Annotated in this window: 14 protein-coding genes; 9 read left to right on the plus strand and 5 right to left on the minus strand. The window is 61.8% G+C overall.

What is annotated here, in order from left to right:
• Window positions 1–11: 11 nt before the first annotated feature.
• From ACFSM5_RS19175 to ACFSM5_RS19205, 7 genes are all read left to right on the plus strand, one after another.
• On the plus strand, window positions 12–1,055 hold the full coding sequence (locus tag ACFSM5_RS19175; protein WP_379878203.1) for a tetratricopeptide repeat protein: 1,044 nt from the start codon (window positions 12–14) through the stop codon (window positions 1,053–1,055).
• Window positions 1,052–2,968 carry a vWA domain-containing protein gene (locus ACFSM5_RS19180; RefSeq protein ID WP_379878204.1) on the plus strand — a complete coding sequence of 639 codons (1,917 nt, stop codon included), beginning with the start codon at window positions 1,052–1,054 and terminating at the stop codon, window positions 2,966–2,968. The genes ACFSM5_RS19175 and ACFSM5_RS19180 overlap by 4 nt, the downstream gene beginning before the upstream one ends.
• Complete coding sequence (locus ACFSM5_RS19185) at window positions 2,965–3,627, plus strand: ABC transporter ATP-binding protein (RefSeq protein WP_379878205.1); 663 nt, start codon at window positions 2,965–2,967, stop codon at window positions 3,625–3,627. The genes ACFSM5_RS19180 and ACFSM5_RS19185 overlap by 4 nt, the downstream gene beginning before the upstream one ends.
• The gene (locus ACFSM5_RS19190) at window positions 3,624–4,832 is read left to right on the plus strand and encodes an ABC transporter permease (protein WP_379878206.1); all 1,209 of its coding nucleotides are present in this window, start codon (window positions 3,624–3,626) and stop codon (window positions 4,830–4,832) included. Before ACFSM5_RS19185 ends, ACFSM5_RS19190 begins: the two co-directional genes overlap by 4 nt.
• Window positions 4,825–6,330 (plus strand): formylglycine-generating enzyme family protein, encoded by a 1,506-nt coding sequence (locus tag ACFSM5_RS19195; protein ID WP_379878207.1) that lies wholly within the window; start codon window positions 4,825–4,827, stop codon window positions 6,328–6,330. The genes ACFSM5_RS19190 and ACFSM5_RS19195 overlap by 8 nt, the downstream gene beginning before the upstream one ends.
• 121 nt (window positions 6,331–6,451) lie before the next feature.
• Window positions 6,452–7,186 carry a hypothetical protein gene (locus ACFSM5_RS19200; protein ID WP_379878208.1) on the plus strand — a complete coding sequence of 245 codons (735 nt, stop codon included), beginning with the start codon at window positions 6,452–6,454 and terminating at the stop codon, window positions 7,184–7,186.
• Entirely contained in the window at window positions 7,179–7,661 is a 483-nt protein-coding gene (locus tag ACFSM5_RS19205) for a hypothetical protein (protein ID WP_379878209.1), read from the plus strand. The genes ACFSM5_RS19200 and ACFSM5_RS19205 overlap by 8 nt, the downstream gene beginning before the upstream one ends.
• A gap of 83 nt (window positions 7,662–7,744) precedes the next feature.
• On the opposite strand, the gene ACFSM5_RS19210 is transcribed toward ACFSM5_RS19205, so the two are convergent.
• Together ACFSM5_RS19210 and ACFSM5_RS19215 are read right to left on the minus strand one after the other, a co-directional pair.
• Complete coding sequence (locus ACFSM5_RS19210; protein WP_379878210.1) at window positions 7,745–8,143, minus strand: RidA family protein; 399 nt, start codon at window positions 8,141–8,143, stop codon at window positions 7,745–7,747.
• 102 nt (window positions 8,144–8,245) lie between these two features.
• Entirely contained in the window at window positions 8,246–13,354 is a 5,109-nt protein-coding gene (locus ACFSM5_RS19215; protein ID WP_379878211.1) for a glycosyltransferase, read from the minus strand.
• A gap of 260 nt (window positions 13,355–13,614) precedes the next feature.
• Here ACFSM5_RS19215 and ACFSM5_RS19220 point away from each other — a divergent pair, with 260 nt between their 5' ends.
• On the plus strand, window positions 13,615–14,649 hold the full coding sequence (locus ACFSM5_RS19220; RefSeq protein WP_379878212.1) for a glycosyltransferase: 1,035 nt from the start codon (window positions 13,615–13,617) through the stop codon (window positions 14,647–14,649).
• Here the strand turns inward: ACFSM5_RS19220 and ACFSM5_RS19225 are convergent.
• Window positions 14,646–17,126 (minus strand): TylF/MycF/NovP-related O-methyltransferase, encoded by a 2,481-nt coding sequence (locus tag ACFSM5_RS19225; RefSeq protein WP_379878213.1) that lies wholly within the window; start codon window positions 17,124–17,126, stop codon window positions 14,646–14,648. The genes ACFSM5_RS19220 and ACFSM5_RS19225 overlap by 4 nt on opposite strands.
• Window positions 17,127–17,185: 59 nt before the next feature.
• Here ACFSM5_RS19225 and ACFSM5_RS19230 point away from each other — a divergent pair, with 59 nt between their 5' ends.
• Window positions 17,186–18,121: a class I SAM-dependent methyltransferase gene (locus ACFSM5_RS19230; protein WP_379878214.1), complete on the plus strand. Its 936-nt coding sequence runs from the start codon at window positions 17,186–17,188 to the stop codon at window positions 18,119–18,121.
• Here the strand turns inward: ACFSM5_RS19230 and ACFSM5_RS19235 are convergent.
• Entirely contained in the window at window positions 18,076–18,951 is an 876-nt protein-coding gene (locus tag ACFSM5_RS19235) for a class I SAM-dependent methyltransferase (protein ID WP_379878215.1), read from the minus strand. The two genes, ACFSM5_RS19230 and ACFSM5_RS19235, sit on opposite strands and share 46 nt — an antisense overlap.
• Window positions 18,948–23,528 carry a tetratricopeptide repeat protein gene (locus ACFSM5_RS19240; protein WP_379878216.1) on the minus strand — a complete coding sequence of 1,527 codons (4,581 nt, stop codon included), beginning with the start codon at window positions 23,526–23,528 and terminating at the stop codon, window positions 18,948–18,950. Before ACFSM5_RS19240 ends, ACFSM5_RS19235 begins: the two co-directional genes overlap by 4 nt.
• Between the last annotated feature and the right edge of the window lie 25 nt (window positions 23,529–23,553).

Here is a 23,553-nt window from a genome sequence, read left to right on the forward strand (position 1 = left end):
GTAGATCCACGATGCTGCGCCTCGTCCAGACCCAGACCATGTCGCCCGGCACCGCCGAGCTTCATTGCCCCGGTGTCACGATGGATCCCGCTTCGGCCGAGATCTGTATCGGCCAACCGCTGCCGGGTGGCGGGCAACATCACCTCGATCCCCGAGACAGTGCCCACCCCTGGGGGGCTGCCGAATTCTGGCAGCGCCCGGTGGCGGCACGGCAGGAGGGTGGGGCGCTGATCCTGACGCTCGATGCTTTCACCACGTTCCATCTGACGCCGAACCGGCCCTATCTGGTGGCGCTGCGAGATGCAACCGGAGCACGGCCCAATGCGCCGCTGCTCGGGATTGCCATGCGGTTGCCGAGCGCGCCGCCCACCGGCTGGAAACCGGTCGATGCGGCACCGCCCCCTCCGCCGCCTGCCCCTGAACCGGTTGTCGAGGCCGTACCCGAACCCGTTGAGGTGCCGGTGGCGCCGATCGAGGTGGAGCCGCGGGTCGAGCTCAAGAAGGAGGAGCCGCGCCAGCGGTCTTTCCTGCCGCTGATCGCCGGGCTGCTGGTGCTGCTGGTTGCTGGCGGTGGCGCGGGCTGGTGGTTCCTGGGGCGCGACAAGGAGCCGCAGACGGCTGAAACGCCTGCGGCTGCTCCTGATCGCACGCTGGCTGCGGCCCGGACCGCATTGGCGGCCAATCCCGAGCCGCAAGCCGCGCGGGAACTGGGCGAGGCACATCTGGCCGCCAAGGATCTCGATGGCGCTTTCATTCTGTTCCGGGCCGCTGCCGAAAAGGGCGACGCCAAAGCCTCCGTTGCCGTGGGCAATTTCTATGATCCGGCAAGCTGGAGCAAAGAGACGAGCCCGCTGCCCGCGCCCAACGCCGAACAGGCGGTGGATTGGTACAAGCGGGCGGCCGATGCGGGGGATGCGGAGGCGCAATATCGTCTGGGCCTGCTGCTGAAAAGCGGCAAGACCGAAGCAACCAACGGCCCCGAACAGGCGGTCTCCTGGCTTAAAAAAGCCGCAGACCAGGGGCATGCCAAAGCCAAGGAGGCGCTTGGGCAATGAAGAAACTCGCGACATCGCTGGCATTGGCTCTGCTGCTGGCCGCCCCGCAGGCGGTGGCCCAGGCGCGCACGCCACTGCTGATCGAAGGCAAGACGACGCTGTATCAGAAGATCCTGACCCGTCCGGGCGCCAAGCTGATCGACAAGCCGGGCGCATCGGGCGGTAAAGTTCTGGCACCGATGAGCGTGCTGTTCGTCTATGGCCGCAAGGATGGGCTGGTCGAGGTCGGGGCTGCGTCGGACGGCAAGGTGCAGGGTTTCCTGACTGAAGCCGAGACCATTCCCTGGCAACACACGCTGGTCATGGGGTTCGCCAATCCGGCGGGCCGTGACCGGGTGTTGTTCTATAAGGAGCGCGACGGGCTGATGGCGACGCTGACGGCGGAAAAGCCCGCCGATGCCGCCGCCCCTCAGCGCAAGGCGATTGCCGACAACAAACTGCCCGCCGACAGCCCTGTCATCTCTATCGAGCCGGAAAATACGGTCGATCTGCAGAAGCAGTTCTATCTGCTGCCGATCCTGGAAGCTAAGTCAGCCGTGCTGCCGTCGGGCTTCCGGGTGCGCACGGTGCGTGTCGCCTCGGTCACCAAGGACGATAAGCCGGTGCAGGCCCAGCGGGTCAATCCGAGCGATGCGCTGAAGGACTTCCGGTCGGGCGTGGTGTTCGTGGTGGATGCCTCGTCGTCCATGCAGCCCTATATCGACCGCACCCGTCAGGCGGTGTCGGAGGTGTTCGACCGGGTCGAAGCGGCCAAGCTGAACGACAAGGTGCGTTTCGGCATGGTCGCCTATCGCGACGACCCGTCGGAAGTGAAGGGCATCGAATATCTCGCCAAGACCTTCGCCGATCCCAACAAGGCCTCGACCAAGGCTGACTTCCTGAAAGCGGCGGAAGGGGTGAAGGCCTCCACCATCTCCACCCGCGCCTTTGCCGAGGATGGCTATGCCGGGTTGGAGCATGCCCTGCGTGGTATCGACTGGGATGGGTTCGGTGGTAAATTCATCGTGATGATCACCGACGCCAGTTCGCGCGAAGGTAATTCACCCCTGTCCGCGACCAAGCTGTCGACCGATCAGATGCGCCAGATGGCGCAGGAGAACGGCACCGCGATCTATGTGCTGCATCAGCTGACGGCCGAGGGCAAGGGCGATCATGCGGCGGCGAAATCGCAGTATGAGCGCTTGTCGAACTATCCCGGTACAGGTTCGCTCTATTTCCCGGTTCCCTCAGGCGATCCCGAGGCTTTCAAGGCCGAGGTGAAGCAATTGGCCGATCTTCTGGTCGATCAGGTGCGCAAGGCGGGTGACCCGAATGCCAAGCCCGACGCCAAGCCGACTGACGACAAGCTGGCCAAGACCACCGAGGCTGTGGGCCATGCCATGCGTCTGGCCTATCTGGGCAAGGCACAGAACACTGCTGCGCCCTCGATGTTCGAAGCCTGGGCATCGGACCGCGATTTCGCCAAGCCCGATGTGGCAGCCTTCAGCGTCCGTGTGCTGCTGACCAAGAACCAGCTCTCCGATCTGCAGGCGACCCTGCGGCGCATCGTGGAAGCGGGCGAGAAGGCCCAGCTGCAGCCGGGCGATTTCTTCAATCAGCTGCGCAGCGCCGCCGCCGCCATGGGCCGCGATCCCGGCAAGATCGGCCAGGGTCAGGTGCGGAACCTGGAGCAGGCGGGGCTGATGGGCGAATATCTGGACGGCCTGCCGTATCAGAGCAAGCTGATGGCCCTGGACGAGGATAGCTGGAGCCGGATGGGCGTTGGCGAGCAGCAGGCGGTGATCGATGACATTAAGTCCAAGGTCGCGCTCTATCAGCGCTACCACGACGATGTCGACCGCTGGGTGAAGCTGGCCGACGGCGCCGGGGCTGGCGATACGGTCTATCCCGTTCCCATCGATAGCCTGCCGTGATTGTCGACGCCGTTGGAGTGGAGAAGGTCCGGGGCGGTCTGACGGTTGCCCTGGAGGGGCTTGCTCTGGCAGAAGGCTCGCTGACGGCGCTGGTTGGCCCGTCGGGGTGCGGCAAGAGCACGGCGCTGGACCTGATCGCGGGAACCCTACGCCCTGAGAAGGTCAAGCTGCTGCGGGTGGCGGGGGCGGATCTGCCGATGCTGTCATCCGGGGAGATGACCAGCTGGCGCGCCCGCTCCATCGGTTATGTGCTGCAGACCGGGGGGCTGGTGCCGTTCCTGTCGGTGGCCGAGAATATCCGCCTGTCCCGCCGCCTGCTGGATCTGGCGGGCGCCGGGGCGATGGCGGATATCGCGGGGCGCCTGGGCATCTCCCATCTGCTGGACCGCAAACCGGCAGCGCTTTCCATAGGCGAGCGGCAGCGGGTGGCGATTGCCCGCGCCCTGATGCATGAACCGGCCCTGGTGCTGGCGGACGAGCCGACGGCGGCCCTCGATCCCGCCCGCGCTGCCGAGGTGATGGCGCTGCTGGTCGACCTGACCCGTCAGCGGGGATCGAGCCTGCTGATCGTTACCCATGATGCCGATCTGGCGCGGGAGGCTGGGCTGACCATCGTCGCCTGCCGGACCGAGCCCGGCCGCACGGTGATCGTATCATGAGGCGGCTTGCGCAGCTTTTCCGGCTGACCCTGGCCGATGTGCGCCATGACCGCATCGCCGTCTCCTGTCAGGCGCTGGCGCTGGCGGCGGTCCTGGTGCCGCTGATGGTGCTGCTGGGACTGCGCAGCGGGGTGATCGGCACGCTGATCGAGCGGATGGACAGCGATCCGGCGATGCGCCTGATCCTGCCCGAAGTGACGGGGAATTCCCGCTTCGATGACGCTTGGTTCACGACGTGGCGGGCTCGGCCGGATGTGGCTTTTGCTCTACCGAACACCCGTGCCATCGCAGGCCAGGTCGATCTGGTGTCTGCATCCGGGGAAAGCCTGCGGGTGTCGCTCAATCCCACCGCGCCGGGCGATCCGCTGGGCGGGGGAGAGGCGGTCAGCGGGGCGGACACAATCGCGCTGACGGCGGAAACCGCGCGGCGGCTGGCGGTCAAGGCGGGCGACCGGCTGACATTGGCGATCGAGCGCACCCGCAGCGGCCGGATCGAACCGGCCAGCCGCGCCGTGAGTGTTGCTGCTGTCCTGCCGGTGGAGAAAGCGGCTGGGACCGGGGCCTATGTGAGCCTGCCGCTGCTATTGGATATCCAGGCCTATCGCGATGGTTTTGAGGTTGCGGGTCTGGGGAGCGGCGGCAATGGACCCGCGCCGGAAACCAAGGCGTTTCCGCTGTTTCGCCTCTATGCCAAGTCGATCCGCGATGTGGCTCCCCTGGCGGCGGTTCTGCGGGCCGAGGGGATCCAGGTCGCGACGCGGGAAAGCGAGATTGCCGGGACGCTGCAACTGGATGCCAATCTGCGGGCTGTGCTGGCGATCATTCTGGTGGCGGCGAGCCTCGGGATTGCCGTGTCGCTGCTGGCCGGGCAATTGGCGGCCTTGCAGAAGAAGCGCCGGGATCTCGCGATCCTCAGCCTCATCGGTTATGGCCCCGGCTGGCTGGCGGCCTTGCCCGTGGGGCAGGTCTTCGCCGTGTGCCTGATCGGCGGCGGGCTGGCGGTGGTACTGTTCAGCGTCACCGCCTATGCCATCAACAGCTTCTTTGCGACCAGCCTGGGCGCGGGCGAAAGCGCCTGCCGTTTGACGCCCGCCGAGATCGCCGGAATCATGGGGGCCACCCTTATCGTCGCGCTGCCCGCCGGTCTGGCCGCAGGCTGGCGCGCCGCCCGTATCGATCCAGCCGAGGAAATCAGGGATGTCTAGGTTATTGCTCGCGGCTTTGCTGCTTTGCCCTGGTCTGGCTGCTGCCGCCGATGCCCCCTGGCCGGAGCGGATCTATAATCCCCAGAAGGCCGAGGGCGATCTGCTGCTGCCGATGCCCTGCGGCGGTGCCATGGCTTTCCGCCGGGTCGAGCTGCCTGCCGACGGTTTGCTGGGGGATCGCCGGGTGCAACTGGGCCGCACGGATGAGGCGCTGGGTTATGCCGAGAACAGCCGCGCCGATTACGTCGGCGGGGGGTTCACCGACCCGAAGAAGAAAGGCACCCAGGCCTATTACATCGGGAAATATGAGGTCACCCAGGCGCAATGGGCGGCGTTCGATGCCCCCTGCAGGAAGGTGACGGACGAGGGGCGCATGCCCGCGATCAATGTTACCTGGGCCGAGTCCGTGGGGTTTGCCGCGAAATACTCCGCCTGGGCCGTTGCCAATGCCACGAAAGAACTGCCGCAAGAAGACGGCAGCCCGGCCTTTCTGCGCCTGCCGACCGAGGCGGAATGGGAATATGCCGCGCGTGGTGGGGCGGCTGTACCGGAGTCGACCTTCATCGAAGCAACATTCCCGATGAGCGAGGCGCCCGCGCGCTACGTCTGGTATCAGGGCACGGATTCGGCCAATAACGAGCTGAATGCCGTCGGTCTGCTGAAGCCTAATCCACTGGGGCTCCATGACGTACTGGGGAATGTGGGGGAGTTCGTGCTGGACCCCTTCCGCCTCAATAAACTCTCGCGGTTGCATGGGCAGGCGGGGGGGCAGATCGTCAAGGGCGGGGACTATCGCACGCCGCTGAAGGATCTGCGCAGCGCGGCCCGCCAGGAATTCGCCCCCGTCGATAAGAAGGGCGAGCGGCGCTCGGCTATGACGGGCCTGCGGCTTGTTCTGGTGGCGCCGAGCCTGCCGAGCCCGCAGCGCCTGACGGCGATCCGCGCGGAATGGGCAGCGCTGCCGACCAGCGCGTCGGTGGCGCCGCAGGATGATCCGGTGAAGGAAGCCGAGGCGCTGGCCCAGTCGGTCGACGATCCGGCCCTGCGCCAGCGGATCGCGGCGCTGTCGACGGTCATCAAGACCTCGATCCAGACCCGCAACGAACAGCGCGACCGGGCGGCGGTCAATGCCCTGCGCGTCGGGGCCTATGTCGCGGACAAGCTGGTGGCCGACAGCAAGCTGCTGGAAGCCCGCAGGAGCATTCTGAAGACCGCAGCGGCAGGGTCGCCGGAGCGTAAGGGCTACGAGGAAGGGCTCGCCCGATCGCAGGCGGCGTTCGACGATAATCTTAGCTATTATCTCGATGTCGCGCTGGCGGTTGCATCCGACTATCCGCCTACCGTGGTGTCGAGTCAGGCGGAGGTTCTGAAACGGGATCTGGAAGCAAAAAAAGTTACCGCCCTCAACAAGCGCATTGATACCTTTGTCAAACACGTGGAGCGCCTGCGCGGCGGCCAGAACCTGGATCGCGCGAAGTTGCTGGACGAAATCGACTAGGCTGAGGTTTCCTGGTGGTTTCGAAGAGATGACGAAACGCTAAGTTGGGAAGGCTGCGCGCGGTGATAAGATCGTGGCAATTCAACCCAAGAATGTGGGTCAAAAGCGGGGGATGCGGGTGATGGGGCTAAAGCTATTCCGGAGCAAGACGACGGCATTGGTGGTGGTGGCTGCGATGGGGCTCGCGGCCTGCCAGACGACGGATCAGAGCTCGCGTCCGCTGACCCCGGCCGAGCAGCAACTGCGGGCCGAAGCCGATACCTTCAATGAGACGGTCGCGGGCGGTGTCGTCACCGGCGTCGTTGTCGGTGCCTTGCTCGGTGCCCTGGTGGGGGCTGCGTCCGGCGGCAAGAACCGGGGGCAGGCGATTGCGACCGGCGCCGCCGTGGGTGCGGCGGCGGGTGGCGTGCTGGGCGGCGTCGATGGCTATATGACCGCCAAGGCGCAGGAGAACGCCAATAACAAAGTCCGCATGCTCAATTCCATGACTGAGGATGCGAAGAAGGATACGGATCGGCTGCGCCGCATGGTCGCCAGTTCCAATACCATTCTGGCCGACAGCAAGGACCGGCTGGAGGACATCAAAGCCGATGTTGCCGCCAAGCGTCTGACGGTCGCCCAGGCGAATGCCGAACGCAGCCGGATCGAAGCCAATCAGGCGCTGATGCAGAAGACCTTGGAGACCGGCGTCGAGAAGCGTAACAGCTATAAGGAAGCTGCCCAGCGCATGAAGGCACAAGGCGGCAATACCGCCGAGATGGATGCCCAGATCGCGGCAATGGAGAAACAGGTTCAGGAGTTGGAAGCGAATGTCTCCAGCCTGAACTCGGCATTGGAGGTAACCCGCGTTGGCTAAGTATCGCTCGCTCATCGTCCTGCTTCCGGCATTGGCCGTTGCAGGCTGCTCGACCTACATGAACCAACGTGCCGATCTGGCAGCCGGTGGCCCGCAGCAGCGGGTTGCCCAGGCGCAGTCGAACTACAACGCGGCCGTTGCCACCAATCAGAACCTCGAAGATCAGCGCCTGCAGATCGAGCGCGATATCGAACGCAACGAGAAGCGCATCTCCGCGGCTCAGGCGGATCTGAAGCAGACCAATGCGCAGCTTGCCGATGCCAGGGCGAAGAAGAAAGTTTCCGAGCAGCAGTATGCCAGGCTGAAATCCGAGTCAGATAAGCTGAACGGTGATCTCGCCACCCTGGATCTTCAGGTGCAGAACGATCGTGCGTCAGGCAGTCCTGAACTCGCGGCCAAAGAAGCTCGCTTGAAGGAGCTGGAGCGGCGCAAAGCCGAGCTGGATAAGGCGATCAAGCTGGCCCTCGGGGGCTAGAGAAGCTCTCAAAACACGGCCCGCCTCGGCGGGCCGTACTTTTTTGCTTCCGGCCGCCTCGGCGGGCCGTGTCGTTTCAGGGGTCAGGCTTGCGCGGGGATCCGGGCGATGGCTTTGATCTCGAAGTCGAAGCCTGCCAGCCAGTTCACCCCGACGGCGGTCCAGTTGGGATAGGGCTTCTCGCCGATTGCCTTCAGGCGGATGGGAGCTATGGTTTCCCACTGGTTCTGCGGATCGGTGTGGAAGGTCGTAATGTCCACGACATCATCGAAGCTGGCGCCCGCGGCCTTCAGCACGGCGGCAAGATTGTCGAAGGCCAATTGGACCTGCTTGGCGAAATCCGGCTCCGGCGAGCCATCTTCGCGGCTGCCAACCTGCCCTGAAACAAACAGCAGATCGCCCGAGCGGATCGCTGCGGAATAATGATTGATCTCGTACAGCGCCTGCCGACCGGCAGGGAAGATCGCATCACGTTTAGACATGGTTCAACTCCGATAATCGACTGATCGGAGCGATCATTCAGATACGCTCCGTATGTCAGTAGATTTGTACATACGAAGCGTATGTCAATGGGGCGGCGCCGGTTATTCTGGATCCGGTCTGCGGCAAACCTCGCGGACGGTTGCGGCGAAGCGCTGGGGATCGAACTGCAGCGCCGTCTGCGCCAGCGCGCGAGCCTGCAGGTCGAGCCACAGGGCGTCGTCTTCAATCAGCCGATCGATGGCCTGGATGAAAGTATCGCCGTCGTCTGCGCTTAAAAGTTCCTGCCCGTCCTGCCATTCCAACTGCTGGGCGAGGAGGGCGGAGGCGACAACGGGAATACCGGCCCCTGCCGCTTCGATAACCTTGGCCGGTACCCCAGCGGCAAATCGCGTCGGCGCGACGAAGAGACGGTGGGAGTCATAGAGCGGCCCAAGGTCGCGGACACCACCAACCAGCCGAACCTGTGGGCCTGCCAGCGCCGCGATGCGGTTCGACAGACAAGTTCCGACGATGGTGAGGCGAGGGGTGCCGCGTAAGTGCGGCAGGATGGAGGTGACAAACCACTCCAACCCATCCTCGTTGGGAGTGCCGGGGACCAGGGCACCGACAAACAGCAGGCCGCGCCGCTTCTGGGGGCCGGGGGCATTGGTGCGCGGTATGACTGCATGGGCTGCGACGCGGACGTCCAAATGCCCTGCGCCGACAAAATAGCGCCCCTCCATAGGTGAGACGCAGAGAATCGCATCGGCATCTCTGGCTAGGGCAATTTCATTCTTGATCCGCATACGCTGATCGGCAAGCGGGAGCGCGCGGCCCTTTAAAGCTGCTTCGGCAGCCTCGCGCAGGGCGAAAAGTGCCTCGGCATCATAGACGATGCGCATGCCCTGGAAGAGGTCGGGGCGACGTCTTTTGAGATCCTGCACCACGTTCATATTGGTTGGTCTACTGACCAGAAGAATATCGAAGGTGCCGATACGCGCAGAGAGGAACCCTTCCAAACCGGCGACGCCCTGATCGAGCACCACTTCCACCGTGTCTGGCAGGGCTCGCTTGAGCTGGCGCCGGGATTCGAAAGGCTTGTGCAAGGGGTAATAGGTGACGTGGCGGGTGGCGGCTAGGGCCTCCACCATCAGCTTTGCCCTGGGCAGCCCGGCGCCGGTGCCTTGATGCGGTATCGCAAAATCGATCATCAGCACCCGCTCCCTGTCCCCGCTTCCGAGGCGGTAGGAGGGGACGGCGCCCGGATTGGGGGCGGTGTGACTGGCAGCCAGTACATCGGGATCATAGGCAATCCTGAGGCCGATGGAACGCAGGCGCTGACAATAATCCAGGCCGAGATCCTGGACGGGGTCGGTCGAGAAGCCGCCGAACATCTGCCAATGATCGGTACGGGTCAGCAGGAAATCGGTCGAACAGAAATCGATATCCCGGCGATGGAGATAGGCTGAGTTCTGGGGCGAGTCGCCGCGTCCAAAAGCAATGGTCTGGCCAAGAGGCAGCAGGACCGAGCCTGCTTCCTTCAAGGTGCCATCCGCCTGGGTCAAGCGGGCAGCAAGGCCGCCGACGGCATAGTCGTCTGCCATAGTCTGCACGGCCGATCGGAGAGCACCTGGCGTTACGACAACCGATCCATCCAGTACCAGCAGGAGGGGCGCGCGAGCTTTTTCGGCGCCCAGGTTGATCGCCTCCGCCGGGCTGGTGCCGGTGGGGGAGGATAGGACGCGCAGCCCTTCGATTGATGGAAGCAGGCGGGTTGCTTCCGTATCCGCGCCGCAGTCGACCAGGATGACTTCCAGCGCGACGTCCTGCTCGTCGGCCAGGGCCTCAAGGGTTGCCAGCAGCGAGGGAGCTTTTCGGTTCAGCGCGATGACAACTGAAAGGTCGGGTGTCGGGGTGGCAGGGAAAGCAATTTTTCGACCGTTGCCGTGGAAAGCGGCAAGGCGGCGGCGCGCTGTCGTCTCGATCAGGCCGTCAAAGTCTTCGGCGGGCGGATAGTCACTGAGGAGGCGCCGGCTGTGGCTCTCCAACTCCGCCGCGACCCGGCGGCCATCGCAGAGTGGAGACGCCAGGATATGACGACGGGCTTCACGCCGCCATTCAGCCCGGCCCTCTTCGTCGGCTGCCAATGCGAGTGCTTTTTCCACATAGGCGTCCGCTGTATCGGTAAGCCAGTCCGCCCGGCCAATTGCTGCCAGGACCGAGGCGCCTTGACGCGCACCGCTCCATCCTTCAGCGGCACCCGACAGGGTGACGAGCGGCACTCCCATCCACAGGGCATCCAGGCTGCTAAGGCCGCCGGCGCCGGGAAAACAATCGAGGAAAATGTCAATTTCCTGCATGAAGGCAAGGCTGTCGGCATAGGGCCGAAAGCCGCGATATCCGACGCGGTCCCCATCGACGCCCATCGATTGCAGAATCTTCGCAAAGTCGTGCCGATGAACCCAGTCTCGGTTCTGATCACCCAGGATTTCCAGGCGGGCGCCCGGCAGGCGTTGCAAGACCTCTGCCCAGGTTCGCAGGGTGTCACTCGAGAAGCGAAAGCTGCGGTTGCTCACGCCGAAGGTGATAAAGCCGTTCTTCTGGGAGGGCGGCACGGTGAGCGGCGGGGACAGGCGGGGTGGCTCCCAAGCCCATTGGCCGCCTGGAATGCGGATTATTTCTTCGGAATAATGCTGCAGGTTCCCATCCGGCGCACAGGCCTCGTCCAGAAAGATCGCGTCGTAAAGGCCGCCGCTTGTGCCCCAATTCGCGCCCAGCCATCCGCATTGCACCGTTGCGACGCGGCGCTGCAACGCTTTCAGTGCTGCGTCCTGCCTGCACAAGGGATGCATGCCGACCGTATCGATAACAACGTCATAGCCTCCCGCCAGCAGGGCGGTTTCAAGCGTGTCTGCATTCCATGGAAAGATGGTGCATCGGCCCGGCAGCGCTTGTATCGCGGTGGCCGGATCCGACGTATAGACCGATATATCGACGCTCTCGTCATGGGCCGTGATTACAGGAAACAGGATAGCCGGATGAGGAATCGCAGCGAGATACGCGACACGCAGCCGTTTACCCCGTGTGACCGGGCGGGGTCTAGCCCAGCCGGTTTCTGCCGAAAAACGACGGGTCCAGCCGCGTACATCCCGAAATATCTCGTCGATTGATTGCCCGCCGCGCATGAGGCGCAGATAAAGATCTGTCGCCTCCATCATCGCGCCAGTGAAGCCGTCTTGCCGCGCCAGTCGTGACCAAGCCGCCGCTTCGTCCACACCTCGACGGGCAATGGCCGCCGCCAATTGTTCGGAATAGATCCGTTCGCGATCGGGTCTGTTGGCAAGCTCTCGAGCTGCCTCGCTTCGACCGTCACCGAAGGCTGCTAACCGCAGCAGTTCTGCGGATGCTTCTGAGTGGCGGGAATTACGCCGGAGAACGCGGGCGAGACAATCGTGAGCCCGCTGCCAATGCTCATCCCGCGCCTTGCCTTCTTGGTGATATCCGAGATGGAATTCGTTGCGGGCCTCCTCAATCAGCAGACGATCCGTATTGTTCGCTGCGGTCCGCAAGAGATCCAGGGCGTCCGCGAAGCGGCCCATCAGCCGGTAAAGAATTGCGTGTTCGGTCCGATAGTACCGATTCTCGGGCCGTAGTAAACGCGCCTGACTTAAGGCTTCGTCCGCCTCGAGAAGACGATCCTGCGGGATCAGCGCGAAAGCCATGCCTGACCAGAAATCGGCAACGGTGGGTTGAAGATCGACGGCTTGCCGGAAGTAGCGATAGGCTTCCAGAAACGACTTCTGAACCAAGCGTACTTGAGCCAACGGTGCCAGGCATTCCGCCGATTGCGGATACTCGCGGACCAGATCCTCGGCCTCACGATTGGCGGCCTGCGGATCCTGGTGCAACAGGATATAGACGCTCTGAATCCGGAAGGATTTGTCCCGGTCAAGAAGTGCGCGGGCACGCCGATTGGCATTGGTGGCTTTGTCGATGTTGCCGCGTTCCAGGGATTGCCAGCCGATGGTCCCCCAGATTTCCGGTTCCCAAGGGGCCAGTCTGCTGGCCCGGCGACCGGCGAGATCGGCCATAAGCGGCTTGCCCAGCCGATTGAAGATATCCGACAGACGCGACCAGGCTATACCGCGCCGGTCTTCCTTCTCTGTCAGGGTGTGCAGAAGGCGACGTGCCGCATCAAACTGTTGCAGGCGGGTCGTGATCTGCGAAAGCAGAAGAATCTCGTCGGCAGGGCGGCCAGAGAAACCATCCAGAGAGGGAAGAGACTTCACTGCCGCTTCATATTGTCCGTTCTCGATCAACAGGGCGGCCCGGCGCAGGGTGACCATCATGTCTTCAGGCTTGAGAGCGGCCAAACGCTCCAGACAGACAAGGCAACCACTGAGGTCACCGCGGTCTTCATTGAGGGATAGCAGGAGTTGCCAACCCTCCGGGGCATCGGGGGTATCCCTCGTGAGTGCTTCGGCAATCACGAGCGCCTGCTTGGTCTCCCCCAAAGCGCGGTGGGCATTGCCGAGATGGGCATCCAGTTTCGCGTTACGGTTTTCGAACGTGACGAGATGTTGCACCACCTCGCGCGTGCGGCCGGTCGCGATCAAAACCTGAATCGCCTTGCTCAGGGATACATCATCAACCAGTCCTGCATTCAGGACAGCCTTGACCAAGGTCACAGCCTCTTCAGTCCTCCCCAGGCGATGGAATATCCAGGCGAGCAACAGTTGCCTGTTAGGGGTTTCTTTTTCGGCAAGAGCGTCCTGGGCCAAGGGAAGTGCCTTGGCCGGGGCATGATCTGCCAGCAACCAACCAAGTGAAACCTTCGCTTCGGTCAAGGTAGGGTCTAGCGAGAGAGCAAGGAGGAAAGCTTTTTCCGCCGCGTCGACGTGATGAGCCCGCTTCTTCAGAATGCCATCGTACCAATGGGCGACGGCGCATGTCGGGTCGATCTGCAACACGATAGCCAGGGTATCGGCTGCCTGGCTATCACGGTCGAGCGCCATTTCGAACCAGGCCATGGCACAGCCGATATTGGCATCTCTTGGAGAGGTCTGAAGACAGCGCCACGAGATTTCAATCGCCTCTTCGATCCGCCCTGCGTCGAACATCGACCAAGCCAGATCCATTGCCGAGACAACTTCGGTGGGTGAAATATCCTGCGGAGCCCCCGCGATTTCCGAGCTGTCATAAACTGTAAGAGACGAATCTTTAGTCGCCACTAACGCACCATTTTCCAGGACCGCATTCCCCACCGAGGACGATCCATAAACTTGATCTCTGAAACCATAAAAAAAGATAAAAAACTCAGATAAATATGGCGGCGAAATGAGCTGCGGTGCATAAACTTGGCGTAGTTTCAGCGTCTTATCTTGCGGACACCTTATGAAGGCTTTGGCTGTCGTTGCCTCGCAATGCGCAGGCTTTTTATTAGGCTCTGGAATTCGGTCCCATTACGCGACATCACGTTGGTCATAGCCGTATGCGTTTGCTTTTTTGCACCAGCTACCCTCATCTCCCCGAGGTGATCGGCGGGCTTCAGACAGCGACCGATGACCTCTGTGAAATGCTGGTTGAACGCGGGGTGGAGTGTATCTTCCTATGCGGGCAATCCCCCCACGGGCCGCGCCAGGTTCAGCGCCAGGATGATAAGTTCGGCTATAAGGTCATCCGCGCAGCGGATCCGGTCAGTGCCTTGCCGATGATCGCCGCAAGTTTCGAACCGACGGCAATCATCGTGCAGACCGGCTATGTGCTGATGCCGATGCTGATAGCGGCGGTGGAGACCCGGATCCCAACGGCGATTTATCTGCATAATCTGGAGTTGCAGCAGATCGGGGGCAATCTGATGCCCCATCCATCGCTGTTCTTCATCTCCAACTCTGATTATACGGCCAAGCGCCTGCGGGCTTTGGCGAATATCCAGTCCCTGGTTCTGCCGCCTGTCGTGCGACCGGAGCGCTATATCGCCCCGCATATCGGCAATCGGGTGCTCTTCGTCAACCCCACTCAGGTGAAGGGCGTCGATATCGTGGTGCGACTTGCTGAAGCGCATCCAGATATCCCTTTCACTCTGGTCGAAAGCTGGGAACTGGATGGCGCGTGGCGCAACTATCAGCGGCGGCGGACGGACTGTCTGCATAATGTCGAATGGCTGCCGCCGACCGACGATATGAAGTCACTTTATGCCCAGGCTCGGTTGCTGATGATGCCAAGCCTTTGGGAAGAGGCCTATGGCCGAACGGTGATCGAAGCTCAACTCAACGGCTTGCCGGTTATTTCGAGCGACCGTGGCGCTTTGCCCGATACGGTTGGAGAGGGCGGGATGGTTCTTCACGCCCATGCTCCCATCGAGGATTGGTCCCATGCCTTGAGCCTTGTCTACAAGGATCCGGCGACATGGGGATACCTATCGGCCAAGGCCCTGGAAAACGCCCGCAATACCGTGCTGTCTAACCAGATCCAGATCGACGAGCTGCTTTCCCGTCTTGCGATTCATCCGCCGCCGGAGCTTTAAAGCCCGGCCGCAGGGGCGGTTCGGTGGGCCACCACCGTAAAGAGGGGGTACATTACTCCGTCCATCTCGCGCTTCTGGTGATGCCGGTACACGGTTGCATGGGGAAAACCCATGAGTTTCAGCGCCTGGATGAAGAAGGCAGGCGAGAAACTCCACCAGGTATCGACCTGTTTCCAATCAGCCCAAGCAACCAGCCGGGACGCAGGAAGGTCACCGATTGCCGGATCGTCGAGTTCGGTGACGATCATCGTATTTTTGACCCGCTTGGCGACGCTCTCCAGAATCGATATCGGCGAACGGGTATGCAGCAGAATGGCTGCCAGCAGCCCGATGTCGAAATCGCCTACTGCCGCCGGAATCGATTCTGGGACCGTTTCGATCAACCGGGCCGATGATCCATAGTGGTGATGGAGATACCAGAAGGAATTCCGAACGCCGACGATATGACCACGAAAGGCGTCGCGCCAGGCATCGAGATCGAAATCCGGCATAGGAACGCAATCCCACAGCCGTTCCATGGGAGGTTCGACAGCGGTGACGGTGGCGCCCGATTTTTCCATATGAAATGTTAAAAATCCGCTGGCAGGCCCAATCTCCAAGACGGATTTATCCTTGAAATCCACACCGCCAAGATAGCCATCAAGGCCATAGCGCAGATCCCATTGCCCTTTGATTTCCCGACCCTGCAACTCGATGGAGTGATAAAACTGGCATTCCTCGAACGCAGGCGCCGGCTTTGATACCTGGGTAAAACCGGGGGTCCCCAGGCAGTTTGTAGCAGTCTTTCGCATCCAGAAGCAGCCGCCCAGATTTCCGGCGGCTTTCGGGATCCGGTCGACGATCAGGCCCGGCTGCTGATGCTCGAACCATTCGCTGAAAAACACGGTCTCGAAGCTGGAATTGTAGGAGAGGAAGGCCCGCAACAGATACAGCTCGTTCCAGGACCGATGCTCGTCCAGCACCCAGTATTTTGGATATTCGAAGGGATGGAAAACGTCGTGGAGGCAGATGAGGACGCCCGGAGCCAGACGCGGGAAGATCTTGAAGAAGTTGTGATTGACGTCGCTGCCTGTCTTCGAAACGTGGGTTGAGTCGATGAAAAGAATATCGCCCGCTTCCAGCCGATCGAAGACAGCGAGATCAACCTCCTGCACCGGCAAGGCGTGAAGATGGACATTTTCGCCCGGCCGCAACAGGGATTGCAGCCGTTCGGGATAGGGCTCGATAAAGCTGCATTCGATAGCGCCCTCGAAATAACGGTCGTTGACATCGAGAATGACGCAGGAGGAGTGGCCGGACCCGATCTCCATGACCCGTTTGGGGCGGTGGAGGCGGATCATGCTCGCCATCAGGATCGCATCGAAATAGGAGAAATAATCGTTGCGATAGCCGTAGCGTAGCCCGTCGACAGGCTGGTCCTGGAACGGCAGGTCATTGGCCAGCGGCGTCAGTTGTTCCAGCAGGGCGCGCTGCGCCTCGAAGTCGAACGAGAGCCCATCAAGCGGCTGATCGCGCTTAAAGATCCGATCCTGTGCCCTGCGAACGGCCACTCGATCGACGACAGGAGAGTAGTAGGAAGGGGCGGCATCGGGATCGTGGACCTGGACCGGATCCCAACCGGGCTTGCGCCAGAAAGCGCCCGTCCAGTCGATCTGATGGATCGGGTCGGTGATCCCGCGTTCGGCGCGGAAATCCTCAATGGCCTGCTTGCACGGGGGCAGCGCGCCATAATCATCGATGACGATGAAGCCGCCGGGCACGACCTTGTCGTAAAGTGCCAACAGGGCATCCATGGTCGACTCGTAGAGATCACCGTCGAGACGAAGCAGTGCCAATCTCTCGATTGGAGCGGCAGGGAGGCTGTCGCGAAACCAGCCCTTGAGGAATCTCACCTGATCGTCCAGCAGGTCATAACGCTGAAAGAGCGCGCGGACCTTGTCTTCGCTAATGGCCAGGATCGGTTCCTTGGCCGCGCTGATGTCATAGCCGATATCCTGGCGCACCGACGGAACGGGCAGGCCCTCAAAAGAATCGGCAACCCAGACGATCTGATCGGTCATCGAATGAGCCGCCAGATAGGCGCGCATGAAAATAGTCGCCCCGCCGCGCCAGACGCCGGTTTCAATCAGGTCGCCCTTGATATGCTGGGTGCGGATTGCATCGAGGCAATGATGCAGGTGATCCAGGCGCGCACGCCCCACCATGGTGTGGACATGTTCGGAAAAATTGCGCGGATCGTAGAGAGAGCCATCCTCCTGAGGCCAGAGGATCATCGATCCGTCAGCCCGCGCCCGTTGCACATGCTCCAGGATATCTGGGCGTCTCCCAGCCAGGTCGCGCATAACCGCACCGTCCGGCTGCTCACCTTTGCGCTGGCACAGAAGCATGTAGTGAAGCAGCCCTTCCAACTCGATATAAAAATCGTTCGAGAGCGACTGCTTGATGGTTTTGAGATAGCGTTCAGCCAGGGCGTTCATGGCACGGACATTAATGGTTCGGGGCCGGAATGTCTTCTGGATCGACAGGTAAAGGCGCGATGACGCACGGCACGGCAGAACAGGATAAAGAGAAGATCGATGCCGTCTGGGGCGACCCGCAGGATTGGGCAGCGGACGGTTGGCACTGGACGCACCTGGAAGCGATCCAGCAGATGAACAACCGCCATGTTACGGGCGATCCTCATCTGTCGGATATGGCGCGGTTTTTCGAGCAGATCGTCCCCAAGGAGCGGCCGGTTCCGGTCGAGCGTGCTCTGGTGCTGGCCTGCGGCGGCACGACCGGACTGGAGCACGGGATCTACCGCGCCGGGTGGGTGAAGGAGATCGTGGCGGTGGATATCTCGCCCAGGGCTGTTGCAGCGGCGGCGGCGGCAACGAAAGCCGCCGGGATCACGGGCATCCACTATCAGGTCGGCGATATGAATGCGCTGGATGTCGAGGGGCCGTTCGATGTGGTCTTCGGCGTATCTGCCCTGCATCATTGCGCGGAACTGGAAAATCTCTATGCCGCCGTTGAGCGGGTGATGGCCCCCGACGGTTGGTTCTTTATCCAGGATTTTGTCGGGCCGACCCGTTTCCAATGGACCGAGGATCAGGTTCTGCTGATCAATCGCCTGCTGCATATTCTGCCCGAACGTTTCCTGGTCAATCGCAAGAACTATCGACGCCGGGATTTCTGGCGCGTCGAGGCCGAGGTTCTTGCAGCGTTCGATCCAAGCGAGGCCGTCCGTTCATCGGAAATTCTGCCCCTGCTCAAGGAGCGCTTCCATGTGGAGGAAGTCAGAGGTTTCGGAGGCGGCTTGCTGCATCTGGCACTTGCGACCATCGCCCATAATTTCGATGTGGCGCAGTCGGGCGATCCCACCGGACCGGAGTATCTGCGGCTGCTGATCGAGGCATCGGACGAGTTGCGTCGCCAGGGGCGCACTCAGGATGATTTCGCCTTCGCACTCGCCCGCCACCGCAGGACCTGATCCAGGGCATCCTCTCCGTTGCTGCCGAGGTTCAGAACCTTGGCGGGGGCGGCTGCATAGACGGCGTAGGGCAACGGTACAAATGCCTCGACCAGCGCCGAAAACCGCTCACGCAAAAGAGAGGATTTAGGTGAGAAGCCGGTAATGAGCGTCAGACCGGTCGGCGCTGCGGGGATCGTCATGATCCGGAGATCCGGACGCACGGCCTTCAGACAAGGCACGATTTTCCAGCCATCCCCCGAATAGAAGCCGGTGGCATGCACCCTACCCGAGGTCAGTTCGTCCAAAGGCCAGGTGTCATGGATCGCGATGACGCCGTCGGGCGCCATGAAGGGTTCCAGTTCCGCCAAATCATGGAGAACCGCTTCGAAACGATGGTCGCCATCGATGAAAGCTAGCTCCACAGGCGCGGAGATGTCGACCGTCCGGTCAGGGCTCGCAAAGAAAAGGGCGCTGGTAACTGCATGGATCCTGGTTTCAGTCACCCAGTCGACCCCGCCGACCTGCGGATGTGGGTCGATCCCGATTGCCTTGGTGGGTGCACGGGCCAGGCGTAGACTAAGGCCCTTCTCGATCCCGATTTCCATATAAAGAGCCGGCGCCAGAATCTCGTGCAGACGGGCTAGCCAATCTTGATAGGCAGGACCGGGACGCAGGGTCAAAGCTAGCCCGAGGTGAGCTTCAGGAAGATTGGGTTCGATTGCCAGCGCCTGTTCGAACCTCGCTTGAGCCAAATCCTCGTTACCACTGCGGATAGCGCTGAATCCTTCAAGGACAAGGCGGCGCAGGGGGAGGGGCCAGGAGTGGCTTAGGGCCAAGGTGTCTTTCATTCCGACCCTTGCAAGGCTGCCGTCAAGCTGCACGCGAAAGCGTCGGGCGACGACACCTGCCGGGATCGTTTCAGGCCAGCCTGTTGGAAGAGCCGCCAATGGGTTGGGGAGCGGTAGAGGTCCGCCAGCGCGGGGATGATGGTGTCGACATCCCGAGCTAGAAGCTCGATATTTAGGTCCCACTCCTGGCGACGCACCGCCAGGTGGGAGGCCACAATCGGCAACCCCCGCGTCATCGCCCTATCAATCGCAAGGGGACTGCCGCCGCCCAAGGCCCTGGTGGGTACGACAAGCAGGCGGGCGCGATCCATCAGGGGATCAAGATCAGTGTCCCCATTCAGAACCTGGAGAGTGCCATCCGCCGAGGCGGTGACACGGTCTGAGCGACAGTCTGCGACAAGGGTGACGGAAAGCGATTGCCCAAGCAGTGCTTCCAGCCTGGGCAGGAGGCTTTCCATCAGCCAGAGAACGCCATCTTCGTCGACGCTGCCGGGCATGATGGAATCAGTTACGAGCAGCAACCCTTCCCGCGCCTCGAAATCCGGGATGGCCTCGGGAATGCTGCGGATCGGCTTAAGCAGGCGAACGTCGGTTGCTTTGAGGTTATGCAGGGTCTCTCGCTCCCGCCCGCTCGCGACCAGCAGGCAGTCGATCTGTGAAAGAAAATCGGGGGCGAGCGTCTGACTGGTGGAGAGTTCGCCGACGATCCGGCATGAGGCGAAAATATGCGGGCTCCGGCGGCGCAGATTGGCGACAAACTCGATGTTATGGGCCTGCCGCACCAGCAAGTGCCGATAGAAACCTTGCCGTTGTTCGAGGAAATCCTCCAGACCGGCAGTTCCACGCCCGAGCATCACCTCGGTCGTATCGGGAAGGTCGGCATAGACCTCCGACCAGTCTGCTTCGGTTTGGCACATCGGCAGGAGGGTGATGTTGTATCCAGATGAGAGCGTCCGAATAATTTCGAGCGGCTGCTCGCCTGGACAGGGAATGACATCGTCCAACATCAGCAGATTGGGGCAAGGCTTGGCGGCCGAGCGCTGATGGAGCGGGTCATAGGCGAAGATATCGGGTCGGCTGGCAATGGCGTCGCCATGCCGCGCTGCAAAGATCGGCCGGTTGCGGATCATCTGCGTGCGCGAATAGGACAGATCCACAGCGCTGCCCCATTCCAGATGAGTCACAAGAATGGTCGGATCATAGATCGTCTTGAAACCGCCCCGACCGGCGCGCAAACAGAGATCGGTGTCCTCATAATATGCCGGGCCATAAACGGGGTCGAAACCGCCCAGAGCCTGCCACAGCGTCCGACGAACCATCAGGAATGCGCCCGACACGCATTCCACTTCCCGAACGAACCGAAACTCGGGCAGGTCAGGGGATTGGCCGCGGCCATAGCCGGCGGTCCAACCGTCGCTCAAGGCCATGCACCCAGCTTCTTGCAAAGTGCCATCGGCCAGGACGACCCTGCCGCCGACCACGCCGATGGCCGGGTCGCTATCGATCCGGCGCAGGGCATGCGCGAGGGCATTCTCCTGCAGCAAGGCGTCGGTATTTAGAAAGACGATATGTCGCCCCCGCGCCAGGGCGGCTCCCTGATTAGCGGCTTCCAGAAAACCATGGTTGGTTGAGTTGCGGACGATCAGAGCGCCGTCCACCCGATCCAGGAGGTATGCGGTCTCGTCACTTGAGGCGTTGTCGATGAGGATCGTCTCGAAGCCGACCCCTTGCTGGTCCGCGATTGACCGCAAACACTCCAGCGTCAATCCAGCTTGATTGAACAGGACCAGGACAAGGGTGATATCCGGTTGTTCGCTGCTCGATAGCGTTAGGCGCTGTTCACGGCCCTGCCAATTTGCAAAAGAACGATGGGCGATCGCGCGACTGCGCTCCTTGGCATCTGGATTTTGCCACCATTGTCTATCTGTATCGCGGGTGGCGAAACCCGCCCGTTCGACATCTTCGGCAAGTGTGTCGCAGGAACTGGAAAATGTAAGGTCATGTAAACCGGCGTCATCCCCTGGCTCTGCTGGCCAAAGGCATTGCAGCGGCGCCGTCCGGGCGGCGAAAGCCTTAAGAATATCGATCTGTCCTGCCCAGGGGGCGAAGCCTCCCATGTCGACGCTGACCTCGATACCATTGGCAATCAAGGACTGGCGCAGATTTCCTCCGCTTAAAGGATGCAGATTGACGCGATGACGAACGTCGCCTGCGAGCCTGACAGAGGCATCCATGTAGATATGGATCTCGACCCGCTCTGTATCATGGTTGCGCACCACTGTTTCGATTGCCGCGACATCGGGGCCTGCCAACAGATAGGCAATCCGCAGCCGATTACCATGGATGCGCGGTTGTTGCGGGACGAGGGGCGCCTGTCCCGTTTTTTGCATCAGCCGCCTTGCCCAATGGCGGGTGGTTCGTGCCTGATCTCCTGTTGAACCGAGTGTTCTCCGGCTGTGGAGATAGGCCAGCCCGATGGCATCGTCCTCGGGGAAGGTTGCCCGTGCTTTCGCGGCTAGTTGAGGGAGAGCCTCAAAGTTCCCCGCTGCCGTCACGGCCGCCAGCACGCTGCGATAAATCTCGAGGCGGTTCGGGCGGTCCAGCAGCGCAAGGATGTCTTCTGTCGTTGCCTGCGGGTCCAGGATGAGGCGCAGACGCGTCAGGGTCAGATGAACCGTGACATCGTTTGGAGCGAGCGCCTTGGCATGGGTGATGGCGTCGAGGGCCTGGGCAAAGGCACCAGCCTTTTCATAGGCCCCGCTCAAGGCCAGCCAAACCGGCACGGAGCGGGGGGCCAATTCGGAGGCAAGTTTGAGGGCTATCTTCGCTTCCGCAAATCGTTGATCCGCTTTCAGGACTTCAGCGATTTCCAACAGAATATCAGCGCGGCCGATGGCGAGCGCACGGGCCTGGGCCAGGGCCTCTTCGGCCTCGGAAAGGCGACCCTGACGGTGCCTGACCCGGCCTAGCTGGAACCAGCCCTCGGCCTCTTTCGGGGCTTTATAGACGGCGGCTTCCGCCCGAACAGCCGCGGCGGCCGTATGGCCATCTGCCAGCAGCTGTGCACTGGTGATGGCGTCGGCCAGGGGACGGTCGGGATGCAGGTCCAGGAATATCCCGCCGAGGTGTGCGACCTCAACCTCATCCCCGACCATGCGTGCAAGACCGATCGCGCGGGCCAGAGCTTCGGGATCTTTGGGGGCAATGCGAAGTATACGCCGAAGTGCAAGGCTCGCAGCCCGGGTCCGTCCCATGCCCTCCAGCAGAGTTGCCAGCGGCAACCAGAAGCCTGGGGCGCGTCGCATTTCCCCATGGCGGCAGAGGGGGATCAGAAGTGCAGATGCTTCCGGAAAACGGCCTTCCTGAACAAGAATATCGGCCTTCAGGCGGCGGGCCTCCAAAATACCGGGTGCAGCATGCAGCAGGCTGTCCAGGTACCCCAAGGCCTCTTCCCGCCAGCCCTTGGCCAGGGCCAGTTCAGCCATGGCCAAGGTTACCGGAATGGAACGGGGGGCAAGCTGAAGGGCGCGGATAAAATTCTGCCGGGCAGCCTCGATGTTTTTCTGATCGCGGAAGACAAGGCCGCGCAGATGCCAGCCTTCGGCCTGCTCAGGCCAGCGTTCCGTGATCTCGGTGGCAATGGCGGCAGCACGGGCGAGATGGCCGCTGTGACGTTCCAAGGCGCCACGTCCGAGCCAGAGTGCGAGCGCGTCAGGCGCCATCTGCAGGCCGGTTTCCAGAAGATGTCTGGCAAGATCCATATTGCCCTGCTGCATGTGGATTTCTGCAAGCAGGCACCGGATTGCCTGATTATCCGGTTGCTGAAGGAACATCGGCTCCAAGATCGCAAGCGCCTCTGCTCCCTTGTCGGCACGGACCAGCAGGCCGGCCAATCGGATCACCCAGTGCGGATGATTGGCGAGTCTCAACGCCTCTCGGGTGGTCGCAATGGCGTCGTTGATCCGACCCAGACGAGCAAGCGCTTCGCCCAGAGCGATCCTGGCTTCGGGAAAAGCCGGGGTCTGGTCGATCACGACCTTGAAGTGAGCTGCAGCCTGAGCGGCATGGCCCATCTGGAGCAGAGCATTACCGCGATACCAGAAACCTTCGGCATCTGGATACCGGTCGAGGAAGGGGCCAAGAACAGTATTGGTTTCTTCGAATTGCCCGGACTCGAGATGCAAGCGCCCCAGCAGAACATGAGCCTTGGTCGAGGCCGGATCGCTCAATGCAGCCTGTCGCGCCCATTGAATCGCCTGTTCGATCTGTCCGCCCCGATGCGCATGCCTGGCGAGCAGGAGGAGGGCGTCGATGTGTTTCCCATCGAAAGCGATCGCGCCATGAGCAAGGGCTAGGGCGATGTCGGGACGATGCGAAGCTTCGGCACCTTCCGCCAGCGTCATCAGGTAGGCGGCGGCGGATGGGGAGGGGAAATGTTTGCGACGGAAATGATAGTCCGGAAGCAGGTCTTCTGGCGTCAGAGGCGGGCAGGCCGAATATTGACCGCCGACGATTGCCAATTCGAAATCGAAGGCAGGCTGGATGGCGGTGAAATGCGCCGAAAGGGCCTCTTCCATGGCTTTGCAAGCCTCAGGATTGTCC

The sequence above is a fragment of the Lacibacterium aquatile genome, from assembly GCF_042683105.1.
In the GTDB taxonomy this organism is placed as follows: domain Bacteria; phylum Pseudomonadota; class Alphaproteobacteria; order Elsterales; family Elsteraceae; genus Lacibacterium; species Lacibacterium aquatile.

What these genes read in the sequence shown, in the direction of transcription:
- ACFSM5_RS19200 (WP_379878208.1), top strand. Translation starts at nt 6,452, where the DNA reads ATGGGGCTAAAGCTATTCCGGAGCAAGACGACGGCATTGGTGGTGGTG.
- ACFSM5_RS19175 (WP_379878203.1), top strand. Translation starts at nt 12, where the DNA reads ATGCTGCGCCTCGTCCAGACCCAGACCATGTCGCCCGGCACCGCCGAG.
- ACFSM5_RS19225 (WP_379878213.1), bottom strand. Translation starts at nt 17,126, where the DNA reads ATGAACGCCCTGGCTGAACGCTATCTCAAAACCATCAAGCAGTCGCTC.
- ACFSM5_RS19180 (WP_379878204.1), top strand. Translation starts at nt 1,052, where the DNA reads ATGAAGAAACTCGCGACATCGCTGGCATTGGCTCTGCTGCTGGCCGCC.
- ACFSM5_RS19220 (WP_379878212.1), top strand. Translation starts at nt 13,615, where the DNA reads ATGCGTTTGCTTTTTTGCACCAGCTACCCTCATCTCCCCGAGGTGATC.
- ACFSM5_RS19235 (WP_379878215.1), bottom strand. Translation starts at nt 18,951, where the DNA reads ATGAAAGACACCTTGGCCCTAAGCCACTCCTGGCCCCTCCCCCTGCGC.
- ACFSM5_RS19190 (WP_379878206.1), top strand. Translation starts at nt 3,624, where the DNA reads ATGAGGCGGCTTGCGCAGCTTTTCCGGCTGACCCTGGCCGATGTGCGC.
- ACFSM5_RS19240 (WP_379878216.1), bottom strand. Translation starts at nt 23,528, where the DNA reads ATGGAAGAGGCCCTTTCGGCGCATTTCACCGCCATCCAGCCTGCCTTC.
- ACFSM5_RS19195 (WP_379878207.1), top strand. Translation starts at nt 4,825, where the DNA reads ATGTCTAGGTTATTGCTCGCGGCTTTGCTGCTTTGCCCTGGTCTGGCT.
- ACFSM5_RS19230 (WP_379878214.1), top strand. Translation starts at nt 17,186, where the DNA reads ATGACGCACGGCACGGCAGAACAGGATAAAGAGAAGATCGATGCCGTC.
- ACFSM5_RS19210 (WP_379878210.1), bottom strand. Translation starts at nt 8,143, where the DNA reads ATGTCTAAACGTGATGCGATCTTCCCTGCCGGTCGGCAGGCGCTGTAC.